Annotated in this window: 12 protein-coding genes; 5 read left to right on the top strand and 7 right to left on the bottom strand. The window is 60.9% G+C overall.

The features are described 5' to 3' along the window. Nucleotides 1-35 precede the first annotated feature (35 nt). The 3 genes from ACA041_RS26330 (at nt 36) to ACA041_RS26320 (ending at nt 5,779) form a co-directional block, all read left to right on the top strand. The gene (locus ACA041_RS26330) at nt 36-1,136 is read left to right on the top strand and encodes an efflux RND transporter periplasmic adaptor subunit (RefSeq protein ID WP_497438499.1); all 1,101 of its coding nucleotides are present in this window, start codon (nt 36-38) and stop codon (nt 1,134-1,136) included. Between the two features lie 6 nt (nt 1,137-1,142). Beyond that, the gene (locus ACA041_RS26325; protein ID WP_497438498.1) at nt 1,143-4,214 is read left to right on the top strand and encodes an efflux RND transporter permease subunit; all 3,072 of its coding nucleotides are present in this window, start codon (nt 1,143-1,145) and stop codon (nt 4,212-4,214) included. Between the two features lie 218 nt (nt 4,215-4,432). After that, entirely contained in the window at nt 4,433-5,779 is a 1,347-nt protein-coding gene (locus tag ACA041_RS26320) for a Fic family protein (protein WP_497438497.1), read from the top strand. 108 nt (nt 5,780-5,887) lie between these two features. Here ACA041_RS26320 and ACA041_RS26315 read toward each other — a convergent pair whose 3' ends face one another. From ACA041_RS26315 to plsB, 3 genes are read right to left on the bottom strand one after another with little or no spacing between them, the layout of a single operon-like run. Then, nucleotides 5,888-6,577: a DUF4197 domain-containing protein gene (locus ACA041_RS26315; protein ID WP_497438496.1), complete on the bottom strand. Its 690-nt coding sequence runs from the start codon at nt 6,575-6,577 to the stop codon at nt 5,888-5,890. Between the two features lie 23 nt (nt 6,578-6,600). Then, complete coding sequence (locus tag ACA041_RS26310) at nt 6,601-6,999, bottom strand: YbaY family lipoprotein (RefSeq protein ID WP_497438495.1); 399 nt, start codon at nt 6,997-6,999, stop codon at nt 6,601-6,603. A 51-nt stretch (nt 7,000-7,050) separates the two neighbouring features. After that, nucleotides 7,051-9,555 carry a glycerol-3-phosphate 1-O-acyltransferase PlsB gene (gene plsB / locus ACA041_RS26305; RefSeq protein ID WP_497438494.1) on the bottom strand — a complete coding sequence of 835 codons (2,505 nt, stop codon included), beginning with the start codon at nt 9,553-9,555 and terminating at the stop codon, nt 7,051-7,053. Nucleotides 9,556-9,719: 164 nt separating this feature from the next. Between plsB and ACA041_RS26300 the strand changes: the two genes are divergently transcribed. After that, complete coding sequence (locus tag ACA041_RS26300; RefSeq protein ID WP_008146705.1) at nt 9,720-9,929, top strand: cold-shock protein; 210 nt, start codon at nt 9,720-9,722, stop codon at nt 9,927-9,929. A gap of 173 nt (nt 9,930-10,102) precedes the next feature. On the opposite strand, the gene ACA041_RS26295 is transcribed toward ACA041_RS26300, so the two are convergent. The 4 genes from ACA041_RS26295 to ACA041_RS26280 form a co-directional block, all read right to left on the bottom strand. After that, the gene (locus ACA041_RS26295) at nt 10,103-10,480 is read right to left on the bottom strand and encodes a hypothetical protein (RefSeq protein WP_497438493.1); all 378 of its coding nucleotides are present in this window, start codon (nt 10,478-10,480) and stop codon (nt 10,103-10,105) included. Nucleotides 10,481-10,555: 75 nt separating this feature from the next. Next, entirely contained in the window at nt 10,556-11,365 is an 810-nt protein-coding gene (locus ACA041_RS26290; RefSeq protein WP_497438492.1) for a putative RNA methyltransferase, read from the bottom strand. Beyond that, nucleotides 11,365-12,516, bottom strand: a complete 1,152-nt coding sequence (gene dapE / locus ACA041_RS26285; protein WP_497438491.1) for a succinyl-diaminopimelate desuccinylase — start codon at nt 12,514-12,516, stop codon at nt 11,365-11,367. The genes ACA041_RS26290 and dapE overlap by 1 nt, the downstream gene beginning before the upstream one ends. Nucleotides 12,517-12,727: 211 nt before the next feature. Next, a complete protein-coding gene (locus tag ACA041_RS26280; RefSeq protein ID WP_497438490.1) occupies nt 12,728-15,319 on the bottom strand; it encodes a glycosyltransferase in 2,592 nt (863 codons plus the stop codon). Between the two features lie 270 nt (nt 15,320-15,589). On the opposite strand from ACA041_RS26280, the gene tcdA reads away from it, so the two are divergent. Next, the gene (gene tcdA / locus ACA041_RS26275) at nt 15,590-16,408 is read left to right on the top strand and encodes a tRNA cyclic N6-threonylcarbamoyladenosine(37) synthase TcdA (RefSeq protein ID WP_123405731.1); all 819 of its coding nucleotides are present in this window, start codon (nt 15,590-15,592) and stop codon (nt 16,406-16,408) included.

Raw genomic sequence — 16,408 nt, 5'->3', positions numbered from 1 at the left:
TTATTCCAAGCACCATTGGCGAAAGGTCGTTCACCATGTTCCGCTATGCCTTGCCCCTCGCGTTGCCGGTCAGTCTGGCGTTGTTCCTGTCTGCGTGTGGTCACGAAGAGGCGCCTCAAGTCACCGTTCGACCGGCCCTAGTGGTGCAGCCAGAGCCGTCGGCCCAGGCGCTCGACAGCTTTCCCGGTGAAGTACGGGCGCGCTTTGAGCCGGAGCTGGCGTTTCGCATTGGCGGCAAAGTCAGCCGACGACTGGTCGAAGAGGGCCAGCGGGTCAAGGCGGACCAAGCGCTGGCGGAACTCGATCCCCAGGATGTGCGCCTGCAACTGGAAGCCACCCGCGCCCAGGTCGCTGCGGCCGAGGCCAATCTCAACCTGGTGCGCGCCGAGCGCGATCGCTACAAGACCCTGATGGACCGGCAGATGGTCAGCCGTTCGCAGTACGACAATGCGGAAAATCTCTTCCGTTCAGGTGAAGCCCGCCTGAAACAGATCAAGGCCGAGTTCAATGTCTCGACCAACCAGGCCAGCTATGCGGTGTTGCGCGCTCCTCAGGACGGTGTGGTGGCCAAGCGTGCGGTAGAAGTCGGGCAAGTGGTGGCAGCCGGGCAAACCGTGTTTACCCTGGCCACCGATGGCGAGCGCGAAGTGTTGATCAGCCTGCCGGAGCAGGGCTTCGGCCGTTTCAAGGTCGGTCAGCCGGTGTCGGTGGAACTCTGGACTCAGCCCGATCAACGTTTCGCCGGACGCATCCGGGAGTTGTCCCCGGCCGCCGATCCGAAATCCCGCACCTTTGCCGCCCGCATTGCTTTCATCGGCGGCAAGGTTCCTGCCGAACTGGGCCAGAGCGCCCGGGTATTCGTTCAAGCCGCCGACGTGGTGACGCTGTCCGTACCGCTTTCCGCGCTGACCGCGGAAAACGGCGCGACCTACGTCTGGGTGGTCAGTCCCGACAACACCTTGAAGAAGACCCCGGTGCGGGTCGGTGCCTTCGGCGAGAAAACCGTGCCGGTGCTCGAAGGCCTGAATGCCAGCGACTGGGTGGTGGCGGCCGGTGTCCATGTGCTTCTCGAAGGGCAGCAAGTGCGCCCGGTGGATCGCTCCAACCGCGTGGTCAATCTGGCGGACAAGGAGTAATCCCCGATGGGTTTCAATCTTTCCGAATGGGCGCTGCGTAATCGCCAGATCGTACTGTTCTTGATGCTGTTGCTGGCGGTCGTCGGAGCACTGTCCTACACCAAGCTTGGCCAGAGCGAAGACCCGCCGTTCACCTTCAAGGCCATGGTGATCCGCACGATCTGGCCGGGGGCGACGGCGCAGGAAGTGTCGCGCCAGGTGACCGAGCGTATTGAAAAGAAGTTGATGGAAACCGGCGAGTACGAGCGCATCGTGTCGTTCTCCCGGCCTGGCGAGTCCCAGGTCACCTTCATTGCCCGCGATTCCATGCATTCGGTGGACATTCCCGAGCTCTGGTATCAGGTCCGCAAGAAGACCAACGACATCCGCCACACCCTGCCGCCGGGTGTTCAGGGGCCGTTCTTCAACGATGAGTTCGGCACGACATTCGGCAATATCTACGCCCTGACCGGCGACGGCTTCGACTACGCGGTGCTCAAGGATTACGCCGACCGCATCCAGATCCAGCTGCAACGGGTCAAGGACGTGGGCAAGGTCGATCTGCTCGGGCTGCAGGACGAGAAGATCTGGATCGAACTCTCCAACGTCAAACTCGCCACCCTCGGGTTGCCCCTGGCGGCGGTACAGCAAGCGCTTGAGGAGCAGAACGCGGTGTCCACCGCCGGCTTCTTCGAGACCACCAGCGAGCGCTTGCAGCTACGGGTGTCGGGGAATTTCCAGACAGTCGACGAGATCAAGAACTTCCCGATCCGCGTCGGCGATCGCACGTTCCGCATCGCCGATGTCGCGAATGTGCGCCGTGGTTTCAACGATCCTCCCGCGCCGCGCATGCGCTTCATGGCCGAAGATGCCATCGGTCTGGCGGTGGCCATGAAGCAGGGTGGCGACATTCTGGTGTTGGGCAAGGCGCTGGAAGTCGAGTTCGCCAGAATCCAGAAGAACCTTCCGGCCGGCATGCAGCTGCGCAAGGTGTCCGACCAGCCGGCCGCGGTGAAAACCGGGGTCGGCGAGTTCGTTCAAGTGCTGGTCGAAGCCCTGGCAATCGTGCTGTTGGTGAGCTTCTTTTCCCTCGGCGTGCGCACCGGCATGGTGGTCGCCCTGGCGATTCCGCTGGTGTTGGCGATGACCTTCGCCTGCATGTACTACCTCGGCATCGGCCTGCACAAGATTTCCCTCGGCGCGCTGGTACTGGCCCTGGGGTTGCTGGTGGATGACGCGATCATCGCCGTGGAGATGATGGCGATCAAAATGGAGCAGGGCTTCGACCGGATCAAGGCCGCCAGCTACGCCTGGACCAGTACCGCGTTCCCGATGCTTACCGGTACGCTGATCACCGCGGCCGGTTTCCTGCCGATCGCCACCGCGCAATCGGGCACCGGTGAATACACCCGCTCGATCTTCCAGGTCGTGACCATTGCGTTGCTGGCATCGTGGATTGCCGCGGTGGTTTTCGTGCCCTATCTGGGGGAAAAACTGCTGCCGGATCTGGCGAAAATTCATGCGGCCAAACACGGTGCCGGCAACGGCCAACCGGACCCTTACGGTACGCCGTTCTATCAACGGGTCAGGCGGTTGGTGGAGTGGTGTGTGCGCTGGCGCAAGACCGTGATCCTGCTGACCGTCGTGCTGTTCATCGGCTCGATCGTGCTGTTCCGCTTTGTGCCGCAGCAGTTTTTCCCGGCTTCCGGTCGCCTGGAGTTGATGGTCGACCTGAAACTGGCCGAAGGCGCCTCCCTGAGCAACACCGCCGAAGAGGTCAAACGCCTGGAAGCACTGCTGAAGGATCACGCGGGGATCGACAATTACGTGGCCTACGTCGGCACCGGTTCGCCGCGTTTTTACCTGCCGCTGGATCAGCAGCTGCCGGCGGCGAGCTTCGCCCAGTTTGTCGTCCTGGCCAAGACCATCGAGGACCGCGAACCCCTGCGTGCCTGGCTGATCGAAACCCTCAATGAACAGTTCCCGGCCTTGCGCTCGCGGGTCACTCGTCTGGAGAACGGTCCGCCGGTGGGTTATCCGGTGCAGTTCCGGGTCACCGGCGAGCACATCGAGGAAGTCCGTGCGCTGGCGCGCAAAGTCGCGGCCAAGGTTCGCGAGAATCCTCACGTGGTCAACGTCCACCTCGATTGGGAAGAACCGAGCAAAGTCGTGTACCTGAATATCGATCAGGACCGCGCCCGGGCGCTGGGCGTGAGCACCGCGAACCTGTCGCGGTTCCTGCAAAGCTCCCTGACCGGTTCCAGCGTCAGCCAGTACCGCGAAGACAACGAATTGATCGAGATCCTGCTGCGCGGCACGGTGCATGAACGCACCGAGCTGTCGTTGCTGCCCAGCCTGGCGGTACCCACCGACAACGGCCGCAGCGTGGCGTTGTCGCAGATCGCGACCCTGGAGTACGGTTTCGAAGAAGGCATCATCTGGCACCGCAACCGCTTGCCCAACGTCACGGTCCGCGCCGACATCTATGGCAAGGAACAGCCGGCGACCCTGGTGCAGCAGATCATGCCGACCCTCGATCCGATTCGTGCCGAACTGCCGGATGGCTATCTGCTGGATGTCGGCGGCACCGTGGAAGACTCGGCCCGCGGGCAGAACTCGGTGAAGGCCGGCGTGCCACTGTTCATAGTGGTGGTACTGACCTTGCTGATGCTGCAATTGCGCAGTTTCTCGCGCACGGTGATGGTGTTTCTGACTGCGCCCCTGGGCTTGATCGGTGTGACCTTGTTCCTGATGGTGTTCCGTCAGCCATTCGGTTTCGTCGCCATGCTCGGCACCATCGCGCTGTCCGGGATGATCATGCGCAACTCGGTAATTCTGGTGGACCAGATCGAGCAGGACATCGCCTCCGGGCTCAAGCCTTGGCAAGCGATCATCGAGGCCACGGTACGGCGTTTCCGGCCGATCGTGTTGACCGCGCTCGCCGCGGTGCTGGCGATGATTCCGCTGTCGCGCAGTGTGTTTTTCGGGCCGATGGCGGTGGCGATCATGGGGGGGTTGATCGTGGCGACGGCGTTGACGCTGTTGTTCCTGCCGGCGCTGTATGCGGCTTGGTTCAGAGTCAAGAAAGAGCCGGTTTGATCTTTTGATCCTGGCGGCCTTCGGGCGATCCATGGCCGTGCGCGGCTGACCGAGCGGCCTTTGTATGAATGACCGTTGTCCGATCAGGCTGACGGAGTCATGGGTCGTCGCCAGCGAACTTTGTTCCTACGCCTATCTCAGACTTGTCTGATATTGAGACTTGTAGATCGAAGTGCTGTACTCAGGACTCAGTTTCATGAATTTCTGAGACAACGCCAATGAAAAAGCCCCCCGCGCTCAAGGGCAGAACCGACCCGGTATTCGACCTGTTGGCGCGATCACCCCACAAGGAACGCCTCTCGGACTACCTCGCACTGCTCAAGCCGCTGGACGATCAGGGGCGTTACCTTCCATTTGACGAATTGCGCTACCGCTGGGCACCGGGGCTGGATTCGAACTTGTGCTGGGCATTGGTCAAGAAAGCCCGGACCGCCCAGTACGCAAACCTTCTTCCGTTGGGCGAGCCGATTGAGTGGGGCAAGTTTGTGCTGACGCCTCTGGCGCAAAAAGCGATTTCCATCGTTGATCGACAAGCGACGACTGCAGCGCTGGAGTACATGACCAGCCAGATTGGTGAGCACGCCCACTTCAGTTATCTACTCAACGATCTTATCGAAGACGAAGCCATCAGCAGCAGCCAACTCGAAGGCGCGGCGACCACCACCCGGGTGGCCAAGGATATGCTCAAGCGCAAGCGCCTGCCACGCACGCCGGATGAGCGCATGGTGATCGGCAATTACAGGATGATGAACTTCGCCTGGGAGCAGCGTTACGACCCCTTGAGTATCGAGCTGATTACGGCGATGCATCGCGTTGGTGTGGCGGGCATTGACGATGGGCAATATTCGCCAGGGGAGTTCAGGGATAACGATGAAGTAGTGGTGCAGGATGGCGAAGGCAATACCGTCCATGCGCCGCCCCCGGCAGCAGGGCTCGCCTCACGACTGCAGATGCTGTCGCAGTGGATCAATCAGTCCCATAACGACCCCGATCAGGTGCAATACCTTCATCCGTTGATCAAAGGCATCGCGCTGCATTTTGCCCTGGGCTACGAGCACCCATTTCGCGATGGCAACGGTCGGGTCGCGCGAGCGTTGTTTTACTGGTTCATGTTCAAGAATGACTTCTCGGCCTTTCGCTACATCGCGATCAGTATTTTGCTGCGTAGCGCGCCGGTGAAGTACGGGCGGTCGTACCTTAATACCGAAGCTGACGAACTGGACCTGACTTATTTCATCGAGTTCCAGTGCTCGGTCATCCTGCGGGCTGTCAGCGGGTTTACCGAGGCTTATCGGAAAAGCCTGGCCTATGCCGACAGTTTTGATCGATGGCTATTGGAGTCAGGCATTTTCGACCAGCTCACTGAGAAACAGCGAGCCGTATACCAAGTGGCAAAAAGCGGTATGGCCAAGGAGTTTACGGCCGTCAATGTGAAGGAGAACCTGGACTGCTCCTACAACACAGCATCGGCAACCTTGAACGGGTTGGTGGCGTTGAACCTGTTCGAGAAGCGCAAGATGGGACGTGAGTGGGTGTTCTTTCTGCGGGCCGCATCGACAACCTGAATCATTGTGCGAGCCTGCTCGCGATTACGGTGTGTCAGTCACAGTTCATGTCGACTGACACGGCCTCATCGCGAGCAAGCTCGCTCCCACCGGGTTTTGCGTTGAGGCTTAGAGTGTTCCGAAAACTTTCTTCGCCAAGCTGGTCGCCGCCGCCGCAGGATTCTGGCGAATGGACTCTTCCTGTTTACCGATCATCTCGAACAAACCATTCAGCGCCTGCTCAGTGACATAGCTTTCAATGTTGGCACTCTTCGCATCCAGAACACCCAGCGTTGCTGCCTGGCCCGCGAACGAGTTGTACTGCTTGGCCAGGCCAACCTGGTCGGTAGCTTGCTTGACGATCGGCAGGAACCTGGCGCGGATTTGTTCGCGGCTGGTTTTGCTCAGGTACTGAGTGGCCGAGTCATTGCCGCCGCTGAGAATTCCCTTGGCATCTTCCACGCTCATTTTCTTCACTGCGTCGACCAGGATCGGCTGGGCCTGGGTCACGGCGGTTTCCGCTGCTTTGTTCATGCTGGTTTCCAGTTGGTCAACCTGAGCACCCATGCCGAAGGCTTTCATTTTGCTGGCGACCTTGCCCAGTTTGCCCGGCAGTTCGATTTTCACCTCCGGGTTGTTGCCGAAACCGCCCGGCGTGCCGAGTTGTTTAACGGCCAGTTGCGCGCCCTGGGTCAGGGCATCTTTCAGGCCACCGGTGGCGTCTTTTTGCGACAGGTCGCTGAGCGACAGGGCCAGGGCGCTGGCGCAGAACATCATGCCTGCGCACAAACCGGCGAGACGAAGGGTAGGGCGAAGCATGGTGGCTTCCTTGTTCGAAAGAATTAGCGGACGGCGTGGACGCGGACTTTCAGCGACTGCGGGTCGCTGCCATCCAGTTGCACGGCGTGATGGTCGGTGCTGAGGAACATCAGTTTGCCGTCCACCTCGATTCGCGCGCTAACCGAATAACGATGGCCGGGTTTGACCTGTGCCGGATCGTAGCTCAGATGAAACGGCAGCGGCACCTGCCCTTCGATCGGGCCTTTCTGTTCGTCGAGGACTACGGCGGGGGCGTCGGCCTGGGACACGTCCTGCAGGCTGACGCTCAAAGTGGCGTTCGGTGGCAGGGCGATGCGCTGCAGGTAGAACACTTCACCGTCAAGGCTGGTTTTGGCGGCAGGTTGCATCGACTGACAGGCGCCCAGCAGGGTGGCGATGGCCAATAGAGAAAGTTTTTTCATCGAAGATCTCCGTATGGAAGGCGCCAGAAAAAGCCTGGCGCCCGTGGGAATTTAGTCGGTCTGTGCCGGGGCCGCGACCTGATCCGCCGCATCTTCACTGCGATGCAGCGCCACCTGGCGGATCGACAGACGAATCTCCGCCGGCAACACCCGTTTCGCCGCGCCTTCGGCCAGCTCACCGAGCAGTACGTGATAACCCAGTTTGCCGGCTTCATCGCGTTTGAGCACATCCAGGTCGAGCAGGGTCTGGATGAAGTGGCGGAACAGGCTCTTGTCGAAGAACTCCGGGGCGTTCAGGCCATGCAGGATCGACAGGCGCTGGGCCATCACCGTGCACAGGTCTTCCAGTTCTTCGGCGCTGATGCTGTTCTGGCCGCTGTTGAGCAGCAGGGAAACGGTCATGTAGAAGCGTTGCAGGGTCTGGGCAATGCTTTTCGACAACAGCGTCAGCAGCACAAAATGCCGGGAGCTCGGCGCCGGACGCAGGTAGACGTCGTTCTCGAACCGCAGCAGGCCTTGCTCGACGAAGGCTGCGAGCCACTGATCGACCACCGCGTCGAGTTCTTCCAGGGGCCAGCGAATGAACAGTTCCGATTGCAGATACGGATACAGCGCCCGGGTGTAGCGCAGGATCTGCTCGCGGCTCATGCGCGAAGCGCTCTGGAAAAAGCTCGCGAGCAACGATGGCAAGGCGAAGATGTGCAGCACGTTGTTGCGGTAATAGGTCATCAGGACAGCGTTCTGCTCGTCCAGGTACAGGATCTTGCCCAGGGCATCGTTCTGCTCGGACAGCAGGTCCATGTCCTTCACGTGGTCGATCAATGCCCGACCATCACCTTCCGGCAAGGTGGTGTGCGGCGAATAAGGCACCTTGCGCAGCAGCGCCAGGTACAGGTCGAGTACCCGCGCCATCGCGCGGTCGTCCAGGGCCAGGCGGCTGGTGGACAGCAACGCCAGCGCCACCAGGTTGACCGGGTTGATCGCCGCGGCTTCATTCAGATGCTGCGCGACTTTTTCGCCGAGACGGTTGGTGGTCTCGTTGAGCCAGGCCGGTTTGAACTGCGGGCCGAGGTCCTGCTCGCGCCAATCCGGCTGTTCGCTGTCGAGGAATTGCGCCAGTTTGATCGGCTCGCCAAAGTTCACCGCCACCTGGCCGAAGCGCTGTTTGAGGGCGCCGATGACTTTGAAGATGTCAAAGATCGATTCTTTCTTCTTGCTCGCACCCCGCAGCTCGCCGAGGTAAGTCCGGCCTTCCAGCACCCGCTCGTAACCGATGTATACCGGAATGAACACGATGGGCATGCGTGACGAGCGCAGGAAGCTGCGCAGGGTGATCGCGAGCATCCCGGTTTTCGGTTGCAGCATGCGCCCGGTGCGCGAGCGACCGCCCTCGACGAAGTACTCCACCGGGAAACCCTTGGTGAACAGGGTGTGCAGGTATTCATTGAACACCGAGGTGTAGAGCGGGTTGCCCTTGAAGGTGCGACGCATGAAGAACGCACCGCCGCGGCGCAGCAGGCTACCGATCAGTGGCATGTTGAGGTTGATCCCGGCGGCGATGTGCGGCGGGGTCAGGCCGTTGCGGAACAGCAGATAGGACAGCAGCAAGTAATCGATGTGGCTGCGATGGCACGGCACATAGATCACTTCGTGACCCTGGGCGACTTTCTGCACGCCTTCGATGTGGTTGACCTTGATACCGTCGTAGATCTTGTTCCAGAACCAGCTCAGCACCACTTCCAGAAAACGGATCGCGGTGTAGGTGTAGTCCGAGGCGATCTCGTTGCCGTAGCGCAGGGCCTGGGCCTTGGCTTTCTCCGGGGAGATGTTCTCGCGCTCGGCTTCGTCGAGGATCGCTTGCTTGACCAGTGGCTGATTGAGCAGGCCTTTGACCAGATTACGGCGGTGGGAGATGTCCGGGCCGATCACGGCTGCTTTGAGGTTGCGAAAGTGTACCCGCAGGATCCGCTGGGCCATGCGCACGGTGCGCTCGTGGCCCTTGTTGTGATCGATCAGCTCGCGCAGTTGGATCGGCGCCGAGAATTGCACCCGGGTCTTGCGTCCCAGCACGATGATGCTGAGCAAGCGGCGCAGGCGCCCGGTGACCGCCCAGCTGTCGGCGAACAGCAGTTTCCACGGGCTCGACTCGCTGTCCGGCGACTGGCCCCAGAAGACGCTGACCGGAATGATCTGCGCGTCTTCGGCGGCGTTCTGGCTCAGGGCGCTGACCAGGCGGGTCAGGGTCGGTGGCGCACCGCGTTTGTCCTGTCGTCCAAGCCAGTCGGGCGCGGGTGTCAGGTAGAAAAACGCGGCGGGTTCCACCAGGTTGCCCACCGATACCGGCAGCACCGGGCGAGGCAGGCCGGCCTTGCTGCACTCGGTATCGACCACGGCGAGGTCGGTCAGTGAAGGGTTTTGCAGGACGTAGAACACCGGACGGCTGCGGTCGAGGTTGAGGGTGAGCGACGACTGGTTGATCGTCTCCGAGCGAACCCAGAGGTACAACAGTCGGCGCAGGGTGCCAAACACAAGACGGCGGAGCGGGGAACGGGTCATACGGCTTCTGCGTGAGTGAATAAAACCGAGCAATTGCTCGGGCGGCCGATAGTGTGCCGTATTCGCTGAAAATCGGCAAAAAAGCGGTAAAGTAAAGTTGAGTTGAGAGATTTCGCGACTGTCATATACTCGACCGCTCAAAATAAAAAGAAGGGTTACGAGACATGGCTACGCGCGAAACCGGCAATGTGAAGTGGTTCAACGACGCCAAGGGTTATGGCTTCATCCAGCGCGAGGACGGGGTGGACGTGTTCGTGCACTACCGTGCGATCCGCGGTGAAGGGCACCGCTCGCTGGCTGAGGGGCAGCAGGTTGAATATGGGGTGGTGACTGGTGAGAAGGGGTTGCAGGCCGAGGATGTCGTAGGCTTGTAAACCCGATCTTCAGATCACCAAAAACCACTGTGGGAGCGAGCCTGCTCGCGATAGCTGACTGACATTCAACATCAATGTTGACTGAAAGGACGCTATCGCGAGCAGGCTCGCTCCCACATGGATCTCCCTGTGGCCTGCCATTTTGGGCACTCCACAGGTACAGCTGTCAGGTTTTAAGCAGTCTTCCAGGTGATTTCTTCTTCGCCATCGGCGCTGATACGCATCCAGCGATCGGCCGACTCTTCACCTTCTTCCTCGACCCAGCTCCCCGGTGCGCAGCGCACTTCAACGTTAAGCGCGGCAAACGCGGCGCGGGCGCAGGCGATGTCGTCTTCCCACGGCGTCTGGTCACTTTCCAGGTACAGGCTGTTCCATTTGCCCACGGCTTTCGGCAGCCAGGTCACTGGCACGTTGCCGGCCTTGCACTTGTAGGTCTGGCCTTTCTGCACCCAGTCGGTGCACGGGCCCAACGCTTGGCCGAGCCAGGCCGCGATGGCCTTGTAGTCGACGTCGGCGTCTTTCAGGTAAATCTCGATATCCGGTTGGCGCATGGATGTCCTCACTGCGGGTCTGAAAAATCCATTCGCGGATTTAGCCGGCCTCAAGCTGTTGCTCAAGACCAAAAATTATTGAAGTACAAAGTAATCGTAACGCATCGACACGGTGACCTCGAACGGTTCAGCCTGCTCAATGACCGCCGCCCGGCGTTCGGCACTGGCACGCCAGCCATGGGGCGTCATGGCCAACAGGTTGGCCCGATCCTGACCCTTTTCCAGCGTCAGTTTGAATTCCAGTATTTCGCTGTGCTGCAGCGCCATGCCTTCCGGCACCAACGCCAGATGCTTGTCATCGGTGTACTCGCGCACTTCCTCATACAACCGCTCGCGCAATTCCATCAGATGGCCGCGGGTCGGCCCGACCTTCATCAAACCACCGCCGGGGCTCAGCAGGCGCTTGGCTTCTTCCCAGTCCAGCGGGCTGAAGACGCTGGCGAGAAATTGGCAACTGCCAGAGGCCAACGGCACCCGTGCCATGCTGGCGATCAACCAGGTCAGCTGCGGATTGCGTTTGCAGGCACGTTTGACCGCTTCCCGGGAGATGTCCAGCGCGTAACCATCGGCATTGGGCAAGGCCTCGGCGATTTGCGCGGTGTAGTAACCCTCGCCACAGCCGATGTCCAGCCAGCGCTGCGGTGCATAGCCGGCAGCCAGCGCGGCCAGGCGCCTGGCCACCGGCGCGTAATGGCCGGCGTTCAGGAAGTCGCGGCGGGCTTCGACCATCGCCAGGTTATCCCCAGGGTCGCGGCTGTTCTTGTGCTGCACCGGCAACAGGTTCAGGTAACCCTGGCGCGCACGGTCGAAACGATGCCCGGCGGGGCAGGCCACGCCGTTGTCCACCGCATTCAGCGGTTCGTTGCAGATCGGGCAGGCCAGCATCAGGCGAGCAACTTGATCAGGGTCTGGTAGTAGATTTCGGTCAGCACGTCGAGGTCGGCGGCCAGCACACGCTCGTTGACCTGGTGGATGGTCGCGTTGACCGGGCCCAGTTCGACCACTTGGGTGCCCATGGTCGCGATGAAGCGACCGTCGGAGGTGCCACCGCTGGTGGAGGCCTTTGTTTCGCGTCCGGTCACGTCCTTGATGCTCGACGCCACGGCATCCAGCAGCGCACCGGGTTCGGTGAGGAATGGCAGGCCGGACAGCGCCCAGTCGATGTGCCAGTCCAGACCATGCTTGTCGAGGATGTCGGCGACGCGCTTTTGCAGGCCTTCGACGGTGGACTCGGTGGAGAAGCGGAAGTTGAACACCGCCACCAGGTCGCCCGGGATCACGTTGGTCGCGCCGGTGCCGGAATTCACGTTGGAGATCTGGAAACTGGTCGGTGGGAAGAAGTCGTTGCCGTGGTCCCAGTGCTCGGCGGCCAGTTCGGCCAGTGCCGGGGCGGCAAGGTGGATCGGGTTCTTCGCCAGGTGCGGATAGGCCACGTGACCCTGCACGCCGCGCACGGTCAATTTGGCGCCGAGAGAGCCGCGACGGCCGTTCTTGACCACATCACCTACCAACGTGGTGCTCGACGGTTCGCCGACGATGCACCAGTCCAGACGCTCTTTGCGCGCCGCAAGGCGTTCAACCACCGCCTTGGTGCCGTGATGCGCCGGGCCTTCTTCGTCGCTGGTGATCAGGAAAGCGACCTTGCCCTTATGATCCGGGAAGTCGGCGACGAAGCGCTCGGCTGCCACCGTCATCGAGGCCAGGCTGCCTTTCATGTCCGCCGCACCACGACCGCAGAGCATGCCGTGTTCGTCGATCAACGCGTTGAACGGGTCAATCTGCCAGGCGGTTACCGGGCCGGTCGGCACCACGTCGGTGTGGCCGGCGAAGCACAGTACCGGACCCTCATGTTTACCGTGGGTGGCCCAGAAGTTATCCACATCCTCGATGCGCATTGGCTCGAGCTTGAACCCGGCATCGCCCAGGCGCTGCATCATCTGCTTCTGGCAATCGGCGTCGACCGGTGTCACGGACGGACGGCGGATCAGGTCGATGGCGAGTTGGAGGGTCGGCGAAAGGTCGGCGTGGGCCGTCATGGAAAACTCCGGAAGCTCTCAATGTGGAAGCGAGCTTGCTCGCGATGGCGTAACCACGCACAACATATATGTTGAATGTGACGGACTCATCGCGAGCAAGCTCGCTCCCACAGGAATTGTGGTCAGGCCATTGGGGCAAGGCGCGTAAAATGGCGGTTATCTTAAAGCAAAACGGCGGCCATTGGCCGCCGTTTAGTGCATCCGCAGCGATTTAGACCGCTGGTAGAGGCTCGGCTTCGGCCGCAGGTTTGGGCAGCGAAGACAGGAACGCCATGATCAGCGCCGCAAGGTACGGCAGCGACTGCACCAGCAACATGGTCACCCAGAAGCGCATGTCGTTGCTCGGCATGCCGTTCACCAGGTAAATCCCCAACGCAGCGCCCCACAACAGCAGCATGATGAACACTTCTTCGCGTGCTTCCGAAATCGCCACCCAGAAGCCGTGGTTATCGGCGTTTTTCGGCGTGCGGAAGAACGGAATGCTGCTGGTGAAGAAGCCGTACAGCACCGCCTTGGCAATGGTGTGCGACAACGCCAGCCCGGCCAGTGCCGCGCAGAATGCATCCTTGAGGTTGACCCCGACCGCACGACGGTAGAGGAAAATGATCTTGCCGACCTTGAACACGAACAGCGCCAATGGCGGGATCGCGAAAATCAGCAACGGCGGATCGACCCGCTGCGGCACGATGATCATGGCCGCCGACCACAACAGCGCGCCGACGGTGAAGAAGATGTTCATGCCGTCCGCGACCCACGGCAACCAGCCCGCGAGGAAGTGATAACGCTGGCCACGGGTCAGCTCGGAGCCCTTGCCGCGCAACAGGCTGGTGGTGTGACGCTTGATGATCTGAATCGCGCCATAGGCCCAGCGGAACCGCTGTTTCTTGAAGTCGATAAAGGTATCGGGCATCAGGCCTTTGCCATAGCTGGTGTGGTAATACGCCGCCGACAGGCCTTTTTCGAATACGCGCAGGCCCAGCTCGGCGTCCTCACAGATGCACCAGTCGGCCCAGCCGAGCTCTTCGAGCACCGAGCGCCGGGTCATGGTCATGGTGCCGTGCTGGATGATCGCGTCGCGGTCGTTACGGGTGACCATGCCGATGTGGAAGAAGCCTTTGTATTCCGCGTAGCAGAGCTTCTTGAAGGTGCTCTCGTTCTGGTCGCGATAATCCTGTGGCGACTGCACCACGGCGATTTTCGGATCGGCGAAGTGCGGCACCATGTGCTTGAGCCAGTTCGGGTCGACGCAGTAGTCCGAGTCGATCACCGCGATCACTTCGGCGTCCTTGGCGGTGTGCGGAATCAGGTAATTCAGCGCGCCGCCCTTGAAGCCGGCCAGTGGTGCGACGTGGAAGAACTTGAAGCGTGGGCCGAGGGTTTCGCAATAATCGCGCACCGGCTCCCAAACCGCCGGGTCCTTGGTGTTGTTGTCGATGATCAGGACTTCGAAATCCGGATAGTCGAGGTTGGCCAAGGCGTTGAGGGTCTGTTTGACCATCTCCGGCGGCTCGTTGTAGCAAGGGACGTGGATCGAGACTTTCGGTCGGTAGTCCGAATCACCCACCACCGGCAGGAATTCGCGCCGGCGCTTGTGGGTCCAGACCGCTTCGGCCAGTTCGTGGGCCTCGGTCAGCAGCACGATAAACACCCCGAGCGCGCCAAGGGCGAGCAGGAAGCCCACCGTCAGGCTGAACCAGGTGCTGTATTGCAGGCTGTAGTCATAACCGATCCACACCAGCACCGAACCGCAAAGGAACGCAATGAAAGTCAGGAAGGTACGGCCGCGTTGACGCAGGGCCGAGCCGTCGATCATCAGCAGGGTCAGGGACAACAGGGCCAACACCACCGAACCGACAGCCAGTACACGCCATTGCGGGATCGCGACGACCGGTCCTTCAAAGTTGAATTTCTGCTGCCGTGCGGCGTTGAACACGCCCCAGTAAGCGCCCACCGAACCTTCGTCACTGGCCTTCCACGGTTGGTCAAACGCTTCGATCACGAAGTAGTTGAAACCCTGGCGGTTGAGCTTGTTGACCAGCGTGCGCAGGTAAATCGCCTGGTCCGCCGGTGACGCGTCGGCGCCACCGCGCATGCGGCCGTTGCTCGGCCAGCCAACCTCCGACAGCAGCAGCGGTTTTTTCGGGAACATTTTTTTCAGGTCCCGGGCGCGATCGAGGACGAACTGCCCGGACTGCTCCATCGGAACGTGTTCCCAGTACGGCAGGACGTGCGCGGCGATCAGGTCGACGTGCTTGGCCAGGCTGGGGTTTTCTTCCCAGACGTGCCACTGCTCGGAGGTGGTCACCGGCACTTTCACCGCCGCGCGGACGCGATCGAGAATAATGCTGAGTTCCGCGGCGGTAATTTCCTTACGGAATATCGCCTCGTTGCCTACAACTACGCGAACCACACTGCGTGAACTGTTGGCGATCTCGATCGCACGCGTGATCTCGCGCTCGTTGCGCTCCTCGTCCGGGCTGATCCAGATGCCCAGGGTTACCCGCAGGCCGAATTCTTCTGCCAGTTTGGGAATGTTTTCCAGGGTGCCATCCACCGAGTAAGTACGGATGTTGTCCGTCAGCTTGCTCAGGATCTCCAGGTCGCGACGCATTTCATCGTCGGTCGGGTATTGCTCTTTCTGCGGGTACTGGCCTTGCTGGAAGGGCGAGTACGAAAAGCCGGAGATCTGTTCTGGCCAGTTGGGGGCGGTGACCGGGCGATTGATCAGCGCCCAGAAGCCGGTAAACAAGGCAGCGATGGCGAGCACCACCACCAGGTTGAGTCCAAATTTACGCGATGACATAGCTATTTCAGGTTCCAAAGGCTGTGGAACGAAGGACCGGTCGGCGAGTGCCAAGGGGCGCGCATCCTACACCGGGCATTCCCTGAGCGTACAGCTGACAGGGAAATGCCCTACATTTGGCAATCCAACTCGACTTAAGTTCTTTCGTTGGCCTTTGTAGGTAAATTCTTGCTACTGCGTAGCCTGATTGCAGTAATCGGGACACCGTTCATAGCCCAGGGATGCTCTTGGCTGCCTTCGGCCCTATAATGCGCGCCGGTTTTTGGGGTAATGGTCATGAGTACAGAAGATCCGCGGTTTGCTGGCATCGCCCGGCTGTATGGCATCGAAGGCCTGGAGCGCTTGCGTGCGGCCCATGTGGCGATCGTCGGTGTCGGCGGCGTCGGCTCCTGGGCGGCGGAAGCCGTTGCCCGGTGTGGCGTGGGCGAAATTTCCCTGTTCGACCTGGACGATGTCTGTGTCAGCAACGCCAATCGTCAGTTGCACGCGCTGGACAGCACCGTCGGCAAGCCCAAGGTCGAGGTGATGGCCGAGCGCCTGCGCGGGATCAACCCGGACTGCACGGTGCACGCGGTGGCGGATTTCGTCACCCGCGAGACCATGGCCGAGTACATCACGCCGAACATCGACTGCGTGATCGACTGCATCGACAGTGTGAACGCCAAGGCGGCACTGATCGCCTGGTGCAAACGCCGCAAAATCCAGATCATCACCACCGGCGGGGCGGGCGGGCAGATCGACCCGACGCTGATCCAGGTGTGCGACCTGAATCGCACCTTCAATGACCCGCTCGCGTCGAAAGTACGCTCGACCCTGCGCCGCGATTACAACTTCTCACGCACGGTGACCCGGCATTACAGCGTGCCGTGCGTGTTTTCCACCGAACAACTGCGCTACCCGAAACCGGATGGCAGCATCTGTCTGCAGAAGAGTTTTGTCGGGGATGGCGTGAAGCTGGACTGCGCGGGAGGGTTTGGCGCGGTGATGATGGTGACGGCGACGTTTGGCATGGTCGCGGCGACCAAGGCTGTGGATAAGATTGTGGCTGGGGTGCGGCGGCCGGCGGATCGGGTCAAACCTGAGGCTTGA

The sequence above is a fragment of the Pseudomonas sp. LBUM1676 genome (genome assembly GCF_059695605.1).
The sequence above is the reverse complement of the archived record's forward strand: the minus strand, read 5'-3'. Positions and strand labels throughout refer to the sequence as shown.

Bases quoted from the DNA above. Each gene is read 5' to 3' on its own strand.
- ACA041_RS26300 (WP_008146705.1), top strand. From the start codon at position 9,720: ATGGCTACGCGCGAAACCGGCAATGTGAAGTGGTTCAACGACGCCAAG.
- ACA041_RS26330 (WP_497438499.1), top strand. From the start codon at position 36: ATGTTCCGCTATGCCTTGCCCCTCGCGTTGCCGGTCAGTCTGGCGTTG.
- ACA041_RS26320 (WP_497438497.1), top strand. From the start codon at position 4,433: ATGAAAAAGCCCCCCGCGCTCAAGGGCAGAACCGACCCGGTATTCGAC.
- ACA041_RS26290 (WP_497438492.1), bottom strand. From the start codon at position 11,365: ATGCTGGCCTGCCCGATCTGCAACGAACCGCTGAATGCGGTGGACAAC.
- plsB (WP_497438494.1), bottom strand. From the start codon at position 9,555: ATGACCCGTTCCCCGCTCCGCCGTCTTGTGTTTGGCACCCTGCGCCGA.
- ACA041_RS26310 (WP_497438495.1), bottom strand. From the start codon at position 6,999: ATGAAAAAACTTTCTCTATTGGCCATCGCCACCCTGCTGGGCGCCTGT.
- tcdA (WP_123405731.1), top strand. From the start codon at position 15,590: ATGGTCATGAGTACAGAAGATCCGCGGTTTGCTGGCATCGCCCGGCTG.
- ACA041_RS26280 (WP_497438490.1), bottom strand. From the start codon at position 15,319: ATGTCATCGCGTAAATTTGGACTCAACCTGGTGGTGGTGCTCGCCATC.
- ACA041_RS26295 (WP_497438493.1), bottom strand. From the start codon at position 10,480: ATGCGCCAACCGGATATCGAGATTTACCTGAAAGACGCCGACGTCGAC.
- ACA041_RS26315 (WP_497438496.1), bottom strand. From the start codon at position 6,577: ATGCTTCGCCCTACCCTTCGTCTCGCCGGTTTGTGCGCAGGCATGATG.
- ACA041_RS26325 (WP_497438498.1), top strand. From the start codon at position 1,143: ATGGGTTTCAATCTTTCCGAATGGGCGCTGCGTAATCGCCAGATCGTA.
- dapE (WP_497438491.1), bottom strand. From the start codon at position 12,516: ATGACGGCCCACGCCGACCTTTCGCCGACCCTCCAACTCGCCATCGAC.